Annotated in this window: 17 protein-coding genes and 1 riboswitch; of the genes, 13 read left to right on the top strand and 4 right to left on the bottom strand. The window is 70.7% G+C overall.

The annotated features are described in order from the left end of the window. Positions 1-52 precede the first annotated feature (52 nt). Positions 53-664, bottom strand: coding sequence for a helix-turn-helix domain-containing protein (locus J2853_RS21210; RefSeq protein ID WP_307560539.1), 612 nt, complete (start codon positions 662-664; stop codon positions 53-55). Between the two features lie 401 nt (positions 665-1,065). Here J2853_RS21210 and rpe point away from each other — a divergent pair, with 401 nt between their 5' ends. The 7 genes from rpe to J2853_RS21175 all read left to right on the top strand — a co-directional run bounded on the left by rpe (position 1,066) and on the right by J2853_RS21175 (position 7,037). Continuing rightward, positions 1,066-1,722 (top strand): ribulose-phosphate 3-epimerase, encoded by a 657-nt coding sequence (gene rpe / locus J2853_RS21205; protein ID WP_307560537.1) that lies wholly within the window; start codon positions 1,066-1,068, stop codon positions 1,720-1,722. A gap of 162 nt (positions 1,723-1,884) precedes the next feature. Next, a complete protein-coding gene (locus J2853_RS21200; RefSeq protein ID WP_307560536.1) occupies positions 1,885-2,700 on the top strand; it encodes an oxygenase MpaB family protein in 816 nt (271 codons plus the stop codon). A gap of 177 nt (positions 2,701-2,877) precedes the next feature. Beyond that, positions 2,878-3,008: riboswitch (FMN riboswitch) on the top strand. A gap of 385 nt (positions 3,009-3,393) precedes the next feature. Then, a complete protein-coding gene (locus J2853_RS21195; protein ID WP_307560534.1) occupies positions 3,394-4,002 on the top strand; it encodes a riboflavin synthase in 609 nt (202 codons plus the stop codon). Further along, on the top strand, positions 3,999-4,661 hold the full coding sequence (locus J2853_RS21190) for a nicotinamide mononucleotide transporter family protein (RefSeq protein WP_307560532.1): 663 nt from the start codon (positions 3,999-4,001) through the stop codon (positions 4,659-4,661). Before J2853_RS21195 ends, J2853_RS21190 begins: the two co-directional genes overlap by 4 nt. Further along, positions 4,658-5,872: a bifunctional 3,4-dihydroxy-2-butanone-4-phosphate synthase/GTP cyclohydrolase II gene (locus J2853_RS21185; RefSeq protein ID WP_307560530.1), complete on the top strand. Its 1,215-nt coding sequence runs from the start codon at positions 4,658-4,660 to the stop codon at positions 5,870-5,872. The genes J2853_RS21190 and J2853_RS21185 overlap by 4 nt, the downstream gene beginning before the upstream one ends. Next, positions 5,869-6,339: a 6,7-dimethyl-8-ribityllumazine synthase gene (gene ribH / locus J2853_RS21180; RefSeq protein WP_307560528.1), complete on the top strand. Its 471-nt coding sequence runs from the start codon at positions 5,869-5,871 to the stop codon at positions 6,337-6,339. Before J2853_RS21185 ends, ribH begins: the two co-directional genes overlap by 4 nt. Positions 6,340-6,644: 305 nt before the next feature. After that, a complete protein-coding gene (locus tag J2853_RS21175; protein WP_307560526.1) occupies positions 6,645-7,037 on the top strand; it encodes a PH domain-containing protein in 393 nt (130 codons plus the stop codon). 111 nt (positions 7,038-7,148) lie between these two features. On the opposite strand, the gene J2853_RS21170 is transcribed toward J2853_RS21175, so the two are convergent. Both J2853_RS21170 and J2853_RS21165 read right to left on the bottom strand, forming a co-directional pair. Further along, positions 7,149-7,817, bottom strand: coding sequence for a potassium channel family protein (locus J2853_RS21170; RefSeq protein ID WP_307560524.1), 669 nt, complete (start codon positions 7,815-7,817; stop codon positions 7,149-7,151). Next, complete coding sequence (locus tag J2853_RS21165; RefSeq protein WP_307560522.1) at positions 7,810-9,150, bottom strand: TrkH family potassium uptake protein; 1,341 nt, start codon at positions 9,148-9,150, stop codon at positions 7,810-7,812. Before J2853_RS21165 ends, J2853_RS21170 begins: the two co-directional genes overlap by 8 nt. A gap of 212 nt (positions 9,151-9,362) precedes the next feature. Between J2853_RS21165 and J2853_RS21160 the strand changes: the two genes are divergently transcribed. From J2853_RS21160 to J2853_RS21145, 4 genes are read left to right on the top strand one after another with little or no spacing between them, the layout of a single operon-like run. After that, positions 9,363-10,229 carry an AAA family ATPase gene (locus J2853_RS21160; protein ID WP_307568759.1) on the top strand — a complete coding sequence of 289 codons (867 nt, stop codon included), beginning with the start codon at positions 9,363-9,365 and terminating at the stop codon, positions 10,227-10,229. Next, the gene (locus J2853_RS21155; protein WP_307560520.1) at positions 10,213-11,361 is read left to right on the top strand and encodes a vWA domain-containing protein; all 1,149 of its coding nucleotides are present in this window, start codon (positions 10,213-10,215) and stop codon (positions 11,359-11,361) included. The genes J2853_RS21160 and J2853_RS21155 overlap by 17 nt, the downstream gene beginning before the upstream one ends. After that, on the top strand, positions 11,354-12,460 hold the full coding sequence (locus J2853_RS21150; protein WP_307560518.1) for an XdhC family protein: 1,107 nt from the start codon (positions 11,354-11,356) through the stop codon (positions 12,458-12,460). The genes J2853_RS21155 and J2853_RS21150 overlap by 8 nt, the downstream gene beginning before the upstream one ends. A gap of 33 nt (positions 12,461-12,493) precedes the next feature. Further along, on the top strand, positions 12,494-13,066 hold the full coding sequence (locus tag J2853_RS21145; protein WP_307560516.1) for a nucleotidyltransferase family protein: 573 nt from the start codon (positions 12,494-12,496) through the stop codon (positions 13,064-13,066). A gap of 35 nt (positions 13,067-13,101) precedes the next feature. Here J2853_RS21145 and J2853_RS21140 read toward each other — a convergent pair whose 3' ends face one another. Further along, on the bottom strand, positions 13,102-13,989 hold the full coding sequence (locus J2853_RS21140; RefSeq protein WP_307560514.1) for an endonuclease/exonuclease/phosphatase family protein: 888 nt from the start codon (positions 13,987-13,989) through the stop codon (positions 13,102-13,104). A gap of 172 nt (positions 13,990-14,161) precedes the next feature. On the opposite strand from J2853_RS21140, the gene J2853_RS21135 reads away from it, so the two are divergent. Together J2853_RS21135 and J2853_RS21130 are read left to right on the top strand one after the other, a co-directional pair. Continuing rightward, positions 14,162-15,202: an LLM class F420-dependent oxidoreductase gene (locus tag J2853_RS21135; RefSeq protein WP_307560512.1), complete on the top strand. Its 1,041-nt coding sequence runs from the start codon at positions 14,162-14,164 to the stop codon at positions 15,200-15,202. A 145-nt stretch (positions 15,203-15,347) separates the two neighbouring features. Then, positions 15,348-16,415: a M24 family metallopeptidase gene (locus tag J2853_RS21130; RefSeq protein ID WP_307560511.1), complete on the top strand. Its 1,068-nt coding sequence runs from the start codon at positions 15,348-15,350 to the stop codon at positions 16,413-16,415. The last annotated feature ends 13 nt before the right edge of the window (positions 16,416-16,428 follow it).

Raw genomic sequence — 16,428 nt, 5'->3', positions numbered from 1 at the left:
CCGCCCGGCCGCTCCCCCCGGACCGCCGAGCCGGCTTCGGCGTTCGCGTGGGTCACAAGGGCTCCGGCGACGAGACGTCGGAGGCCGGGGCGGGCGGGGACGGGGGGACGCTGGTGGCCGCGAAGAAGCGGACCGTACGGGCGCCCGGCGGGCGCAGAGCGGGGTCGGCGGTGCGGGGGAAGTAGCGCTTGACGAGGGTGCTCAGCTCACCACGGAGATCATGGGCCTCCTCGGAGGTCAGCCAGAGCGTGCTGCCGATGGTCGCGGTGGCCTCCTGCCACTCCTCGGGCTCGCCGGGCATGGCGCGGTGCCAGGCGAGCAGGCGCTCCGTCTCCTGGCGGACGTACACCTCGGCGAACGCCAGGGTGGCGCTCTCCTGTTCGGGGGAGGCGGCCACCCTGGGGAAGCCGTACCGCAGGTGGGTGCGGCGCCACGGCTTCTCCCTGCCGGGAGAGGCGGCCTCCTCGATGAAGCCGTGCCTGGCCAGGATTCGCAGGTGATAGGAACAGCTGGCCACGCTCTCACCGGTCAGCTCCGCGCAACGGGTCGCCGTCGCGGTCTCCTCCGCGGCCAGAGCCTCCAAAAGCGCCAGCCGGATGGGGTGGGCCAGCGCGCGCAGGGCCAGGGGATCGTTCACGAAGATGTCGGTGGTTTCTTTCGCCATGGTCCGACCCCATCATCTAAAGGAGTCTTTATCAAGAATTCTTTAGATAGGTGAGCCGCTGGTTCCCCCGGCTTCGGTCAGCTCGGCGATGCCCGCCGTCCGTCCCCGCCTCCGCCTCCGTCCCTGCCTCCGTCCCCGCCTCCGCCTCCGTCCCTGCCTCCGTCCCCGCCTCCGCCTCCGTCCCTGCCTCCGTCCCCGACTCCGCCTCTGCCGAGGAGCCGATGACCGAGGGCCGAAGAGGGGCCGAGGGGTCGGAGCCGGGCCCGGAGGCCGAAGACGGATCGAGGGATCGTGGATGGAGGCGGGCTCAGAGGCCGAAGACGGACCGAGGGGGCGGGGACGGATCGGGGGCCGGAGGCGGATCGCCGGACCGGGGGCGACCCAATAGACTCGACCGCATCATGGCCGTACAGATCTCTCCCAGCATCCTGTCCGCCGACTTCGCCCGCCTCGCTGAGGCGGCCGCGGCGATTCCCAACGCCGACTGGCTGCACGTCGACGTCATGGACAACCACTTCGTGCCCAACCTGACCATCGGGCTTCCGGTCGTCGAGTCCCTGCTCAAGGCGACCTCGACGCCGCTCGACTGCCACCTCATGATCGAGGATCCGGACCGCTGGGCGCCGGCCTACGCCGAGGCCGGGGTGGGCAGCGTGACCGTTCACGCCGAGGCGGCCAAGGCTCCGATCCGCACCCTGCGCCAGATCCGCGCCGCCGGGGCCCGCGCCGGTCTCGCGCTGAACCCGGCCACGCCGGTCGAGCCGTACGAGGACCTGCTCGGTGAGATCGACATGCTGCTGGTGATGACCGTGGACCCCGGTTTCGGCGGGCAGAAGTTCCTCGACGTGGTGCTGCCCAAGATCAGCCGGGCCCGCACGTTGATCGACAAGCACGGGGGCCAGGTCTGGCTCCAGGTGGACGGCGGGGTGTCGGAGCAGACGATCGAGCGCTGCGCCGAGGCCGGGGCGGACGTCTTCGTGGCGGGCAACGCCGTCTACGGGGCCGACGACCCGGCGCGCGCGGTGGACGGCCTGCGAGCCCTCGCCGAGAAGGTCTGATCCACCCCCTGGGGCGAGAAGGCGGTCGCGGGGTCCCAGCGCTGGCTCGATGCCATGACGCTGTTTTGTCGTCACGGCACTGGTCGTCGGGCGGTTCCGGGTGTTCTGATGTGTGTGAGCCCGTTTTCGCGGGGTAATCACCTGCTTACGGGGGGGTGACGTATGGACCATGGACTGTTCGGGCCGGATTCGGTGACCTGGCGGGTGATGGGGGAGCCGATCCTGCTGGTCGGTGGCTTCCGGGCGATGCTCATGCAGGGCCTGCACCCTCGTGCGATGCGCGGCGTCGCCCAGAACTCCGCGCTGATGGATCCGGCCGAGGCGTGGTCCCGCTTCGTCCGCACCACCGAGTTCGTCCGCGTGCGCACCTATGGCACGCGCGCCGAGGTCGCCCGTGCCGGGGCCAGGGTCAGGAAGATCCACTCACGGCTCACCGCCCTCGACCTCGACACCGGGGAGCGCTTCCGCCTCGACGACCCCGACGCGCTGCTCTGGGTGCACGTGGGCGAGGTCGACTCCTACCTGTCGGTCGCCCGGAGGGCCGGGGTGCGCCTGACGGACGAGGAGGCCGACCGGTTCGTCGACGAGTGGCGGCGGGCCGCCGAGGTCGTCGGTCTCCGTCCCGAGGACGTCCCCGGTTCGGTCGGCGAGATGTACGACTACATCGAGGACCGCAGGCCCGGCCTCTACTTCGCCCCCGAGGTGCCCCACCCGCTCCGCCAGTCGCTCAACGCGCCGCTTCCGCTGTATCTGACGCCGCTCAAGCCGGTGCTCCCCATGCTCACCGTGCTGGCGTTCGCGACCCTGCCGCGCTGGGCTCGCAAGCTGTACGGCCTGCCCGCCACACCGCTCGGCGACCTGTGGGCGACGGCCACCCTGAAAGCCCTGCACACCGGGGTCGGCCTGCTTCCCGCGCCGGTCAGATACTCCCCGGACGCCCGCCGGGCAAGGCGGGCGATGGCCGAGCGGGCCGCCTAGCCCGATTCGATCACCCGGTCCTGACCCGCGGGCCCGAGCCTGTCGGCCTGGATCGCCCAAGCTGGACCAATCGGTCGCTTGGTCCGTATGGTAGAGGGGTGTCCCGTCCGGTTTGTCGGACGTGGCACACTGATGGAGGGGGAGCGAGCCCGACGCGGCGAGCACCCCCAGACAGAGCAGCGTGCTCCGGGGTCGGTGAAAGTCCGAACCGGCGGTTACAGTCCGCGACCCGGTCGATGCCATCGACCGGTTGACCTGGTGAAATTCCAGGACCGACGGTTAAAGTCCGGATGGGAGGAAGCGCGCGAGCGGAGAGTGCCTTCGGGCACCCTGCGCTGAATGGGTGTGTTCACCTGTGATCCCCCGGGGCCCGCCGTGGCAGAAAGCTACTGGCAAGTAGGAGACCTCGGGTGACTGATCGGGCGCAGACGCGCCGGGTGATCGAGCGTACGGCCCACGGGCGCGACGCTACCCATCCCCATCCCCATCCCCATCCCTTCGCCGGCCGTGCCGGCCTCGACATCCTTGACGCCCCTCTCACGGTGGGGGCCGTCCCGTCGGGGGCCGCCTCGCTGAGCGCCGCCCCACTGAGCGCCGTCCCGTGGAATGCCGTCTCGACGGACGCTGTTTCCAGTCGACGCCGCCCGGTGCACGCCGGAAGCGACTCGGCCGGTACCCCCGAAGGAGCTGTGAATGTTCACCGGAATCGTTGAGGAACTGGGTGAGGTCGCCGCGATCGAGCCGTTCGAGGACGCGGCGCGGATGTCGATCCTGGGCAGGGCGGTCACCGCGGACGCCGGCCACGGCGACTCGATCGCCGTCAACGGCGTCTGCCTGACCGTGGTGGACGTGCGGGGGGAGGTGTTCACCGCCGACGTGATGAAGGAGACCCTGGACCGCAGCTCGCTCGGCGCGCTGAAGCCGGGCTCCCGCGTCAACCTTGAGCGCGCGGTCCGTGCGGACCAGCGTCTGGGCGGTCACATCGTGCAGGGCCACGTGGACGGGACCGGCGTGCTGCTGTCGCGGGAGCCCGCCGAGCACTGGGAGGTCGTCCGGATCTCGCTTCCCGGAGAGCTCAACCGCTATGTGGTGGAGAAGGGCTCGATCGCGGTGGACGGCATCAGCCTGACCGTGGTGAGCGTGGACGGCGAGGGCTTCGCCGTCAGCCTGATCCCGACCACCCTGCAGCTCACCACCCTCGGCGCGAAGCAGCCCGGCGACCCGGTGAACCTCGAGGTCGACGTGATCGCCAAGCACGTGGAGAAGCTCATCGGCGCGTACGTCCCGGACGGCCGGTCGTGAACTGGGCCGAGGCCGGATTCGAGGTCCTCGGGACCAAGGTCCTGTGGACCGACCTGATCGGGAACGTGGCCGCGCTGGCCACCGTGCTGCTGGCGATCCGCAAGTCGATCTGGACCTGGCCGGTGCAACTCGTCGGCTCGGTGCTGCTGCTCGTCGCCTCGATCAACGCGCACATCACCGGCAACGCGCTCAAGCAGGTCATGTTCGGCGCGCTGGCCGTCTACGGCTGGTGGCGCTGGTCGCGCGGCACCCAGGGCGGGCAGGAGCTGGCCGTGCGCCCCGCCACGAGCCGCGAGCGGTTCGGGCTGCTGGGGGTCATGGTCGCGGGCACGGCCGCGGTCGGGGTGATCTTCTTCGTCGCCGGGCTCTCCTGGGGTTCGCACGCCCCGCTGCCCGAGGGCTACTTCCTGGTCGCCGCCGACGCCTACATCTTCGTCGGCAGCGCGGTCGCGACCTGGGCCCAGAGCCGGGCGCTGGTCGACTTCTGGCTGATCTGGGTGGCCGTCGACCTGGTGGGCGTGCCGGTGGCCTTCCGCTCGGGACTGGTCGTCTCGGGAGCCGTGTACGGAGTCTTCTTCGTGCTCGTCCTGGTCGGATTCTTCAACTGGCTCAAGGAGTACCGGTCGAGGGCCGTGCTCGTTCCGAAGGAGGCGGTGTGATCAAGCTGGACCCGATCGAACGGGCGGTCGCCGATGTCCGCGAGGGCAAGGCCATCGTGGTCGTCGACGACGAGAACCGCGAGAACGAGGGTGACATCATCTTCGCCGCGTCCAAGGCCACGCCGGAGTTGCTGGCCTTCACCATCCGGCACAGCAGCGGTGTGGTGTGCGTGCCGATGCGCGGCGAGGACCTCGACAGGCTCGGCCTGCCGCTGATGGTGCACGACAACAAGGAACGCCTCCGCACCGCCTACACGATCAGTGTGGACGCCCGTGACGGGGTGAGCACCGGCATCTCGGCCTCGGACCGGGCCAGGACGATCCGCACCCTGTGCGACTCGGCCACCGAGCCGTTCGAGCTGGTGCGGCCCGGCCACGTCTTCCCGCTCCGCTACCGCGAGGGCGGCGTGCTGGTCCGGCGCGGCCACACCGAGGCGGCCGTGGACCTGGCCAGGCTCGCCGGGCTGGGCCCGGCGGGCGTGCTGGCCGAGGTCGTCAACGACGACGGCACGATGATGCGACTGCCCGAGCTGCGCGAGTTCTGTGACGAGCACGACCTCGCGCTCGTCTCGATCGAGCAACTGGTGGAGTACCGGCGGCGGACCGAGCAGATGGTGGCCAGGATCGCGGAGACGCGCCTGCCGAACAAGTACGGGATGTGGAAGGCGTACGGCTACGCCAGCGCGCTGGACGGCGGCGAGCACATGGCCCTGGTCTACGGCGAGCTGGGGGACGGGGAGAACGTCCTGGTGCGGGCGCACTCCGAATGCCTGACCGGGGACGTGTTCGGATCACTGCGGTGCGACTGCGGCGTGCAACTCGACCGCGCGATGTCGAACATCGCGGCCGAGGGCCGAGGGGTGATCGTGTACCTGCGCGGGCACGAGGGCCGCGGGATCGGGCTGATGGCCAAACTCAAGGCGTACGGCCTCCAGGACGGCGGCAGCGACACCGTGGACGCCAACCTTGAGCTCGGGCTGCCGGTGGACGCGCGGGAGTTCTCCAACGCGGGGCAGATCCTCGCCGACCTGGGCGTCAAGTCGATCCGGTTGCTGAGCAACAACCCGGCGAAGGTGCGGGGCATGGACGGCTACGGGATCAAGGTGCTCGGCCGGGAGCCGATGCCCGTGGAGATGAACCCGTACAACGAGAAATACCTGAGGGCCAAGCGCGACCGCCTCGGCCACGACATTCCCGAGGAGAGCGCATGAGTGGCACCGGACGTCCCCCCGCGCAGGCGGTCGACGCCAAGGGGCTGACCGTCGGCATCGTGGCCGCCCGATGGCACGAGAAGATCACCGACCAGCTCGTGGCCCGCGCCGTACAGGCCGTCGAGGACAGCGGGGCCACCGCGACCGTGATCCGGGTGGCCGGGTCCCTGGAGATCCCGGTCGTGATCCAGGCCCTGGCCAGGCGGTGCGACGCGGTCGTCGCCCTCGGGGTCGTGATCCGCGGTGAGACCGCTCATTTCGACTACGTCTGCGACTCGGTGACCTCCGGTCTGACCCGGATCTCCCTGGACGAGGAGACCCCGGTCGGCAACGGCGTGCTGACCTGTGACTCCCTCGACCAGGCCCTCGACAGGTCCGGGCTGCCCGGCAGCCACGAGGACAAGGGGTACGAGGCCACGGTCGCCGCCCTGGAGACGGCGCTGATCCTGAGCGGCCTCCGGGCCTAGGGACGCGCCCGAGGAGGCCGGCCCGGGACGCGCCCAGGCGAGACGGCCGGGTCCGGGACCGTGCAGGGACCCCCTTCCCGCCCGTCGCCGGACGCGACGGGCGGGAAGGACGTCTCCGCCCCGGCGCTCGCGCGGTTCCCGCGGGCATCGTGCGAGCGCTGTGCGGTAAATTTCGTTCGGCACCGTGGCCGTCACAGCCGTCGTGACCGGTGGTCTGCCCGAAGGATCGTGATCTCCAGTTGAGCCCAGAGAACGTCTCTCCGCCTGAGCTGCCCGTCGTGTGGCGACCGTTGAAGGGGCGGATCGTGGCATACGGCTTCGCGGGTGCGATCGTGCTCGGTGCGTTGCTCCTGGCGATCTTCCTGCCACGGCCGTTCACCGTCGCCGACAAGTTCGCGATGCTCGTGCTCGGCCTGCTCGTCGCCGGGATCCTCCACCTGCTGGGGAGGTGCCGCGTGGAGGCCGACGAGCGGGGGATCACCGTCGTCAACCCGCTTCGGGTGCACCGCTACGAGTGGTCCGAGGTGCTCAAGGTCACCCTGATCGTCAACGAACCCTGGGCCAAGATCGACTTTGCGGACGGCGTCACGATCGGAGCCATGGGCCTGCAGGGATCGGAGAAGGACCGGACCGTACGGCAGGTCCGCGAGCTCGCCGCGCTCATCAGGGAGCGCGGCGAGGCCGACGAGGCGCGCTAGCCCGCTCCCGTATCCGCTCCCCGTCCGCCGGCGACCGCGGCGGACCCCGGCGCGGTCGCGTCGCCCGTACGGTCGGGTACGGCTCGCCGGCCGTACCCGACCGGGAGGACCTCAGGTCTCCTCGGCGAACCGCTCGGTCTTGTCGGTCTCGCCCGCCACGAGGAGGGTGTCGCCGTTCTGGATGACCGTGTCGGAGGTGCAGTAGGTGAATCCGCCGCCGGGCTTCTTGCTCCCGATCACGGTGACCCCGTACTTCTTGCGGATGCCGAGATCGCCCAGGGTCTTGCCGTCGGCCCATCGGGGAGCCTTGGTCTTGATCAGGGCGTAACCCTCGTCGATCTCCACGTAGTCGAGCATCCTGCCGGTGACCAGGTGGGCGACCCGCTCGCCCATGTCGTGCTCGGGCTGCACCACGTGATGGGCGCCCACGCGCTCCAGGATCCGGCCGTGCTGCAGGCTGATCGCCTTGGCCCAGATGTCCGGGACGCCGAGATCGCTCAGGATCGAGGTGGTCAGGATGCTCGCCTCGATGTCGGTGCCGATGCCGACCACGGCCCGGCCGAACTCCGCGATGCCCAGCTGCGTGAGCGCGTCGGGGTCGGTGGAGTCGGCGCACACCACGTGGGTGAGCTGCCCGGAGAGCTGCTGCACCGTCTTGGAGTCGTTGTCCACGCCGAGCACCTCGACGTCGCGTCCCACGAGTTCCACCGCCAGCGAGCCGCCGAACCGGCCGAGGCCGATCACCACGACCGCGTCGCCGCGGCTCTTCTTGTCAACCAACGAGGGGACGCTCCTCCGGATAGCGGAATCGACGAGTCTGGATGTGCAGGGCCAGGGCGGCGCCGAGGGTCACCGGGCCGATCCGGCCGATGAACATCAGGGCCGTCAGGACCAGGTGCCCCGCGGTACCGGCCTCAGCGGTGACCCCCGTCGACAGGCCGACCGTGCCGAAGGCGGAAACCACCTCGAACAGTATGCGATCGAGCTTGAACGGGGTCACCGTCATCATCACCACGGTGCCCACGGCGACCGACGCCACACTCAGAAGCGCGATGGTCAGCGCCTGCCGTTGGAGCTGCTCGGGAATGCGGCGGCGGCCCGCCGAGACGTCCGGCTCACCACGCAGCTCGGCCAGGATGACATATCCGAGAAGTGCGAACGTCGTCACCTTGATGCCGCCGCCGGTGCTCGCGCTGCCCGCCCCGATGAACATCAGCACATCGCTGATCAGCCAGGAGTTCTCGCTCATCTGTGAGGTGTCGACCGAGTTCAGGCCGCCGCTCCGCGTCATGGCGCTGTGGAAGAACCCGGCCATGATCCGCAGGCCGGGGGAGAGCCCGCCCATGGTGCCGGGATTGTTCCACTCGATGGCGGTGATGGCCAGGGCCCCGCCGAACAGCAGGACGGCGGTCGTCCCCAGTGTGATCTTGGCGTGCAGCGACCAGCGGGCCGGGTGGCGCCAGTTCTGCCGGAGCACGGCGTAGACGGGGAATCCGAGACCTCCGGCGACCACCGCCAGCGCGAGGGGGAGACAGATCCACGGGTCGCCGACGAACCTCATGATGCTGTCCGGCCAGAGCGCGAACCCGGCATTGGTGAAGGCCGAGACCGCGTGGAAGATCCCGTAGTAGACCGCGCGGCCGAACGGCTCGCCGTACCCGATCATGAAGCGGGCGCAGAGCACCGTGGCGGTGATGACCTCCGCCACCAGCGTGACCTTGGCGACACCCGTGATCACCCGGCGCACGTCGCCGGGGCCGAGGGTCTTGGTCTCGGCCTGGGTGTTGAGCCGGGCGCGCAGCCCCAGCCTGCCGGAGACGACCACCGCGAGGATCGAGGAGAGCGTCATGATCCCGAAACCGCCGATCTGCATCAGCACCAGGATCACGATCTCGCCGAAGAACGACCAGTGTTCCGCGGTGTCGTGCACGGCCAGCCCGGTCACGCACACCGCCGAGGTGGCGGTGAACAGGGCGGCCGGCCACGAGGTGACCTGGCCCGCCTCGACCGCGACCGGTAGCGACAGCAGCGCCGTGCCGATGGCGACCACCGCCAGGAAAGCCGCCACGACGACTCTCGACGGTGTGTTGATCTGCCGGACCAGGTTCCTCACAGGGGGTGAGAATACGCCTGTCCGCCCCAAGATCTAAGATTGTCCGAGTGATCGTCGAAGATGATCGGGCCGGACCGCTCCCCGCGACGACCCCGCGACGGGCGGTCGTTGCCGTCCGGCGCCGGATCCGATGTCAATGTTCTCCGAATCCTTGATCGGACATTCGGGCGTAGCCTGATGTGGTGGTGAGGCACACGGTCGACGCATCGGACATGGACTCTCCCGGCCGGCTGGCCGAGCTGCTCGACGAGCAGGCGTATCTCGCCGGCGAGGGGCTGGCCACGGCGGCGTTCCTCGCGCTGAGGATGGGCCGCCCGCTCCTGCTCGAAGGCGAGGCGGGCGTCGGCAAGACCGAGCTGGCCAGGGCCCTCGCGGCCGTGCTGGAGGCGCCGCTGATCCGGCTGCAGTGCTACGAGGGGCTGGACGCCTCCCAGGCCCTGTACGACTGGGACTTCGCCCGCCAGCTCCTGCACCTGAAGGCCGCCGAGGCGGGCGGGATCACCGACTCCGCGCGGCTGGAGGAGGAGGTCTACGGCCGGCGGTTCCTGATCGCCCGGCCGCTGCTGAGGGCGATCGAGACCCAGCCGGCCGTGCTGCTCATCGACGAGGTCGACCGGGCCGACGTGGAGTTCGAGGCGATCCTGCTGGAGGTGCTCTCCGACTTCGCGATCTCCGTTCCCGAACTCGGCACGATCCGCGCCGAGCGGCCGCCGGTGGTCGTGCTGACCTCCAACCGCACCCGCGAGGTGCACGACGCGCTCAAGAGACGCTGCCTCTACCACTGGCTGGAACACCCCTCCTTCGAGCGGGAGGTGGCGATCCTGCGCAGGCGGCTCCCCGCGTGCTCCGAGAGCCTCGCCGAGCAGGTGGCCAAGGCGACGGGACGGCTCCGCGAGACCGATCTCATCAAACCGCCCGGGATCGCCGAGACCCTCGACTGGACCGAGGCGCTGCTGACCCTCGGCGCGCGGGAGCTGGACCCCGACGTGGCCGCCGCCACGCTGGGCGCCCTGCTCAAGCACCGGGAGGACCACGAGGCCGTGCTGGGGAACGGGTTCTTCGGTGATCTCCGAGGCTGACGGCGACCGGCGGGACGGCGCCCCCGAAGCCCTCGCGGCGGCGGTGACCCCGGGGGACCTGGTCGCCGTCATGACCGGTTTCGCCAGGACGCTGCGCGCCGCCGGAGTCCCCGCCGACCACGACAGGACCCAGAACTTCCTGCGGGCCCTGTCCCACCTGGACGCCGCCAGGCCCGGCGACGCCTACTGGGCGGGCCGGTTCACCCTGTGCGCCTCGGCGGACGACCTGCCCCGCTACGACCGGGTCTTCCGGGCCTACTTCGGAGGACTGCGCGCGGGCCGTGCGAAACCCGCGGCGGTCACCGTCGTCCGGCACACCGCGGCTCTGGCCGGTGATCGGGGGGAGAGCGGCGACAGCCCGGTCCCCGCGGCGACCGCGAGCGCGGCGGAGGTGCTGCGCAACCGGGACGTGGCCAGGATGACCGGGGCGGAGCTGGCCGAGGTGCACCGGCTGCTCGCCCTGCTCAGGACGGGGCGTGAGCAGCGCAGGTCGCGCCGGTTCAAGCCGTCGCACCGGGGCGGGCTGGACGGCAGGGCGACGATCCGCGAGGCGCTGCGGCGGGGCGGGGAGACCGCCAGGCTCCGCTATCGCACGCACAGGACCAGACCTCGCCGGGTCGTGCTGCTGGTGGACGTCAGCGGCTCCATGACCCCCTACGCCGACACACTGCTCCGCCTCGGCCACGCGCTGGTCAGGTCCGAGCCCCGGGCCACCGAGGTGTTCAGCGCCGGTACCCGGCTCACCCGGCTCACCGCCGAGCTGCGCCACCGGGACCCGGCCACCGCGATGAACGCCGTCTCCCGCGCGATCCCCGACTGGAGCGGCGGCACCCGGCTGGGCGAGGAGCTCAGGAGGTTCCTGGCGTCGAACGACGCCGGGGGCGCGGTGGTGGTGATCGCCTCCGACGGATGGGAGCGGGGGGACGTCTCCCTGCTCGGCGCGGAGATGGCCCGGCTGTCCCGGACGGCGCACCGGGTGATCTGGGTCAACCCGCACAAGGGTCAGAAGGGGTATCAACCGCTCACCGCCGGGATGAGCGTCGCCCTGCCGTATGTTGACGATTTTGTGGCTGGGCACAGTCTGGCCGCTTTCGAAGAACTCGCCAGGTTGCTGGGAGGCGCGAATGCGTGATGTGTTGATGCAGATCGTGCAGTGGTGGGAGACCGGGCAGAGGTTCGGCCTGGCCACCGTGGTGGAGACCTTCCGTAGCGCTCCGCGCCCGCCCGGCGCCTCCATGGCCGTGCTCGGCGACGAGGCGGAGGGCAGCGTCTCGGGCGGCTGCGTCGAGGGCGCCGTCTACGAGCTGGCCCAGGAGGTGCTCGCCTCGGGAGAGCCGGTCCTGCAGCGGTACGGCGTGAGCGACGACGAGGCCTTCTCCGTCGGCCTGACCTGTGGCGGCATCCTGGACGTGTTCGTCGAGCCGATATCACGCGAGACCTTCCCCGAACTGGGGGCGATCGCCGAATCGGTGCGGGGGCGCGAGCCGGTGGCGGTGGCGACCGTGCTGTCGGGGCCCGGCGCGGTCGGGGCGCGCCGGGTGATCTGGCCGGACCGCTCCTCGGGTTCGCTGGGGGTGGCCAGGCTCGACGAGGCGGTGGACGACGACGTCCGGGGCATGCTCGCGCAGGGGCTGACAGGGGTCCGGCGGTACGGCGCGCGGGGCGAGCGGCGCCTCGACGAGTTATCGATCTTCGTGAACTCCTTCGCCCCGCCGCCCCGGATGCTGGTCTTCGGCGCGATCGACTTCGCCGCCGCGGTGGCCAGGATCGGCAAGTTCCTCGGCTACCACGTGGTCGTGTGCGACGCCCGGCCGGTGTTCACCACGGCCAAGCGCTTTCCCGAGGCCGACGAGGTGATCGTCAAGTGGCCGCACGACTACCTCAGCTCGATCACCGTGGACGAGCGGACCGCGATCTGCGTGCTCACCCACGACCCGAAGTTCGACGTGCCCCTGCTGGAGGTGGCCCTGCGCACCCCGGCGGGCTACGTCGGCGCGATGGGCTCACGCCGTACGCACGAGGACCGGCTGGCCCGCCTCGCGCAGGCGGGCCTGAGCGAGGCGGAGCTGAAGCGGCTGCGCTCGCCGATCGGCCTCGACCTGGGCGCTCGGACCCCCGAGGAGACCGCGGTCTCCATCGCGGCCGAGCTGATCCAGCTGCGCTGGGGCGGCTCCGGGCAGCCGCTCACCGACGGTTCGGGCCGGATCCACGGGCACGAACCCCACGCGTGATCACGATGGTCGGACGGAGACGAGGAGAGCCGTATGAGATCCGGAGTCGCGGGACTGTTGCTGGCGGCCGGGTCGGGGTCGCGCCTCGGCACGCCGAAGGCGCTGGTGGAGTTCCGGGGAGAGCGGCTGGTGGACCGGGGGATCCGGCTGCTCCATGACGGCGGCTGCCACCCGGTGGTCGTCGTGCTCGGAGCCGCCACCGCGCAGGTGCGGGGAGCGGTGACCGTGAGCAATCCCGGGTGGCGCTCGGGGATGGGTTCCTCGCTGCGCGTCGGGCTCGGCGCGCTCCCCGGCGACGCCGAACACGTGGTGATCACCTTGGTGGACCAGCCGTTCATCGGCCCGGAGGTGGTGGAGCGGCTCATCCGGGCCGCGAAGGACGGGGCCTCGGTGGCCGTCGCCACCTACGGCGGGGCGAGGCGCAACCCGGTGCTGATCGCCAGGGAGCACTTCGAGGAGGTCGCGGCGCTCGCGACCGGTGACACCGGTGCCCGGCCGTTCCTGCGCGCCCACCCGGAGCTGGTCGTCATGGTGCCCTGCGACGACATCGGCGATCCCGCGGACATCGACACCCCGGAGGACCTGGCCGCGTTACAGGCCCGCTGAGGCCTCCCGCGCCGCGGCGCCGCCCGCCGGGGGAGTCACAGGCGCAGGGACGCGACCGCCGCGCGGTGGTCGCTGCCCGCGGCCTGCTCGACGCCGGCGCTGGTGGCGGTGAGGCCGCGGTAGAGGATGTGGTCGGGGCGGGTGACGGGGAAGGACGACGGCCAGGTGAAGCCGAACCCCTCGCCGGCCTCCTGCTGGGCGTCCTCCAGGGGCGGCACCAGGCCCGCGCGCTTGCGGTCGGTGGTGGCGGTGTTGAGGTCGCCGAGCAGCAGCAGGTTCTCGCTGTCGTCCCTGTCGATGATCTTCCCGGCCTGGACGAGGGTCTCGTCGCGCAGGTCGGTCTCGCCGGGGCGGGCGGAGGCGAGATGCATGACGTAGACGGTCAGGTTCCCCTTGGGGGTCTTGACCACCGCGCGCAGGGCCCGCGCCCAGTCCAGGCCGATGTCCACCTTGCGGGTCTCAAGGATCGGAAACCGGCTCCACAGGCCGACCGTGGCGATCCGGTAGTTGTACCGGAAGTGGTCGTTGAGGAACTTCGCGGCGGGGCCGCCCGGGGTCAGCTCCTGCACCGCGACCAGGTCGCGGTCCTTCGAGACGGACTGCACGGCCTGCGCCGAGCTGGCGTTGGTCGCTCCCACGTTGAGCGTGGCGACGGACACGTCGCTCGGCCCGCCGGGCGGGCTGCGCAGCAGCGCGGGGCCGAACATGACCCCCCACACGGTCGCGGGGACCAACGCCACGACGACCACCTGCCACGAACGGGTGAACAACGCGCTCACGAGCAGGATCGGCGTGATGACACCCAGCCAGGGAAGCAGGGTCTCCAGTACGGGGGTGAATCCGCCGAGCTCCGGCAGGAACCGGTGCCCCCAGAGAACCAGGGAGAGCGCCCCCGCCACCACGATGATCGATCGCCTCAGCACAGGGCTCCTCGTCCGCCGTATCCGAGGATCCCCGCCCCCGGAATGCGTAGGCTACCGGCCGCGCGGCGGCGGTGTGGGGCTTGGTGCTTTGGTGGTGAGTCGATAGCCTTTGTTGCCGAAACAACGGAACAACATTCGGTTTCGTCGGCGTGTGCGGAAGGACGATCTCACGATGCGTATCGGTATGGCCCTGAACTACTCGGGGGGCTTCAAGGAGACGGTGGCCGAGCTGGCCGACTACGAGAAGGCCGGTCTCGACATCGTCTTCGTCGCCGAGGCGTACAGCTTCGACGCCGTCAGCCAGATGGGCTACATCGCGGCCAAGACCGAGCGGCTGCAGATCGCCTCCGGCATCCTGCCGATCTACTCCCGGACCCCCGCCCTGCTGGCCATGACCGCCGCGGGCATGGACCACGTCTCCGACGGCCGCTTCACCCTCGGCCTGGGCGCCTCCGGCCCGCAGGTCATCGAGGGCTTCCACGGAGTGCCCTACACCGCGCCGCTGGGCCGTACCCGGGAGATCATCGAGATCTGCCGACAGGTCTGGAGGCGCGAGCGCCTGACCTACGAGGGCAAGCACTACACCGTCCCGCTTCCCGCCGGCCAGGGCACCGGCCTGGGCAAGCCCTTGAAGATCATCAACCACCCGGTCCGCGACCGCATCCCCATCGTGGTCGCCGCCATCGGCCCGAAGAACGTCGAGCTGGCCGCCGAACTGGCCGAGGGCTGGGAGCCGATCTTCTACATGCCGGAGAAGGCCGCCGACGTCTGGGGCTCCTCCCTCGCCGCGGGCGGGGCCAAGCGCGACCCGGCCCTGGGCGAGCTGGACGTCATCGCCCAGGCGGCGCTGGCCATCGGCGACGACGTGTCCGGCTGGATGGAGCTGGGCCGCCCGATGGCGGCCCTCTACATCGGCGGGATGGGCGCCAGGGGCAAGAACTTCTACAACGACCTCGCCCGCCGGTACGGCTACGAGAAGGAGGCCGAGCAGATCCAGAACCTCTACCTCGACGGCAAGAAGGACGAGGCCGCCGCGCTCGTCCCCCGGGAACTGCTCGAGAAGATGTCCCTGATCGGCTCCGAGGGGCACGTCCGCGACCGGCTCCAGGCGATGCGGGAGTCGGGGGTCACGACCATCAACGTCACCCCGCTCGGCCGTACGCACGAGGAGCGCGTCCGGCTCATCGAGAAGGTCAAGGACTTCGCGTCCTGACCCCCTCACGGAGCGGGAGGGGCGAACCGGGCCCGGTCTCGCGCGCCGGCCGTGACCGGCGCCTCGCATCCGGTCGCAGCGCGCCGGCCGGATGCGAGAGGACGGATCCGGTCGTGCGTCGTGAGCCCGATACATAGCATGAGGCATGACCGTCACCCACGCTCGGCGCCGTGAACACCTGGCGGCGCTGCTCCCCGCTCACGAGGCGGACGCGATCCTGGTCACCCACGGTGTGAACGTGCGTTACCTGACCGGCCTGGACAGCTCCAACGCGGGTGTGCTCGTCCGGGCCGACGCCACCGCCACACTGGCCACCGACTCCCGCTACACCGAGACCGCCCGGAGGGTCTGCCCCGACATCGAGGTGATCGAGGAGCGCGACGTCGCCGGAGGTCTGGTCTCCAGGGCTCGCAGGGTCGGCGTCGAGGCCGATCACATGCCCGTCGCCGACTACTTCCGGCTGGGCGAGGATCTGCTGCGCCTGTCCGGGACGGTGGAGTCGGTACGGCTGGTCAAGGACGAGGCCGAGATCGACCTCATCCGCACCGCGTGCGAGCTCACCGACCGGGCCCTCACCGACGTGCTGCCCCTCCTGAGACCCGGGACGACCGAGAAGGAGATCGCCAGGGCGCTGGAGTGCCGGATGATCGAGCTGGGCGCGGACGGGCCCGCCTTCGCCACGATCGTGGCGAGCGGTCCCAACGGCTCGATCCCGCACCACTCGCCCACGGACCGGCCGCTGGAGCGCGGTGACCTGGTCACGATGGACTTCGGGGCGCTGTACGAGGGCTACCACGCCGACATGACCAGGACCGTGGCGCTCGGCGAGCCCGCACAGTGGCAGCGCGAGCTGTACGAGCTGGTCCGCGCGGCCCAGCGAGCCGGTCGCCGTGCCGTACGGCCCGGCGCGATCGTCCACGACGTGGACGCCGCCTCCCGCGGTCTGATCGCCGAGGCCGGGTACGGGGAGTACTTCGAGCACGGTCTCGGCCACGGCGTCGGGCTGGAGATTCACGAGGCGCCGTTCCTGTCTCCGGTGAAGCCAGAGTCCGGTCCCGAACACGCTAGACTAAAGGATCGAGTTCCGGTCACCGTTGAGCCTGGGGTTTACCTACCGGGCAGGGGCGGCGTCCGCATCGAGGACACGCTCGTGACGCGTGATGAGGGACCGGAACTTCTCACACGGACGACCAAAGAGCTGCTTGTCCTTTAAGAGCGGCCGTACG

The sequence above is a fragment of the Streptosporangium lutulentum genome (genome assembly GCF_030811455.1).
Classification (GTDB): domain Bacteria; phylum Actinomycetota; class Actinomycetes; order Streptosporangiales; family Streptosporangiaceae; genus Streptosporangium; species Streptosporangium lutulentum.
This window is presented reverse-complemented; position numbering and strand designations above follow the sequence as displayed.

Excerpts from the sequence above, each read along its gene's own strand:
- J2853_RS21195 (WP_307560534.1), top strand. The coding sequence starts at position 3,394 with ATGTTCACCGGAATCGTTGAGGAACTGGGTGAGGTCGCCGCGATCGAG.
- ribH (WP_307560528.1), top strand. The coding sequence starts at position 5,869 with ATGAGTGGCACCGGACGTCCCCCCGCGCAGGCGGTCGACGCCAAGGGG.
- J2853_RS21160 (WP_307568759.1), top strand. The coding sequence starts at position 9,363 with ATGGACTCTCCCGGCCGGCTGGCCGAGCTGCTCGACGAGCAGGCGTAT.
- J2853_RS21130 (WP_307560511.1), top strand. The coding sequence starts at position 15,348 with ATGACCGTCACCCACGCTCGGCGCCGTGAACACCTGGCGGCGCTGCTC.
- J2853_RS21145 (WP_307560516.1), top strand. The coding sequence starts at position 12,494 with ATGAGATCCGGAGTCGCGGGACTGTTGCTGGCGGCCGGGTCGGGGTCG.
- J2853_RS21135 (WP_307560512.1), top strand. The coding sequence starts at position 14,162 with ATGCGTATCGGTATGGCCCTGAACTACTCGGGGGGCTTCAAGGAGACG.
- J2853_RS21150 (WP_307560518.1), top strand. The coding sequence starts at position 11,354 with ATGCGTGATGTGTTGATGCAGATCGTGCAGTGGTGGGAGACCGGGCAG.
- J2853_RS21200 (WP_307560536.1), top strand. The coding sequence starts at position 1,885 with ATGGACCATGGACTGTTCGGGCCGGATTCGGTGACCTGGCGGGTGATG.
- J2853_RS21210 (WP_307560539.1), bottom strand. The coding sequence starts at position 664 with ATGGCGAAAGAAACCACCGACATCTTCGTGAACGATCCCCTGGCCCTG.
- rpe (WP_307560537.1), top strand. The coding sequence starts at position 1,066 with ATGGCCGTACAGATCTCTCCCAGCATCCTGTCCGCCGACTTCGCCCGC.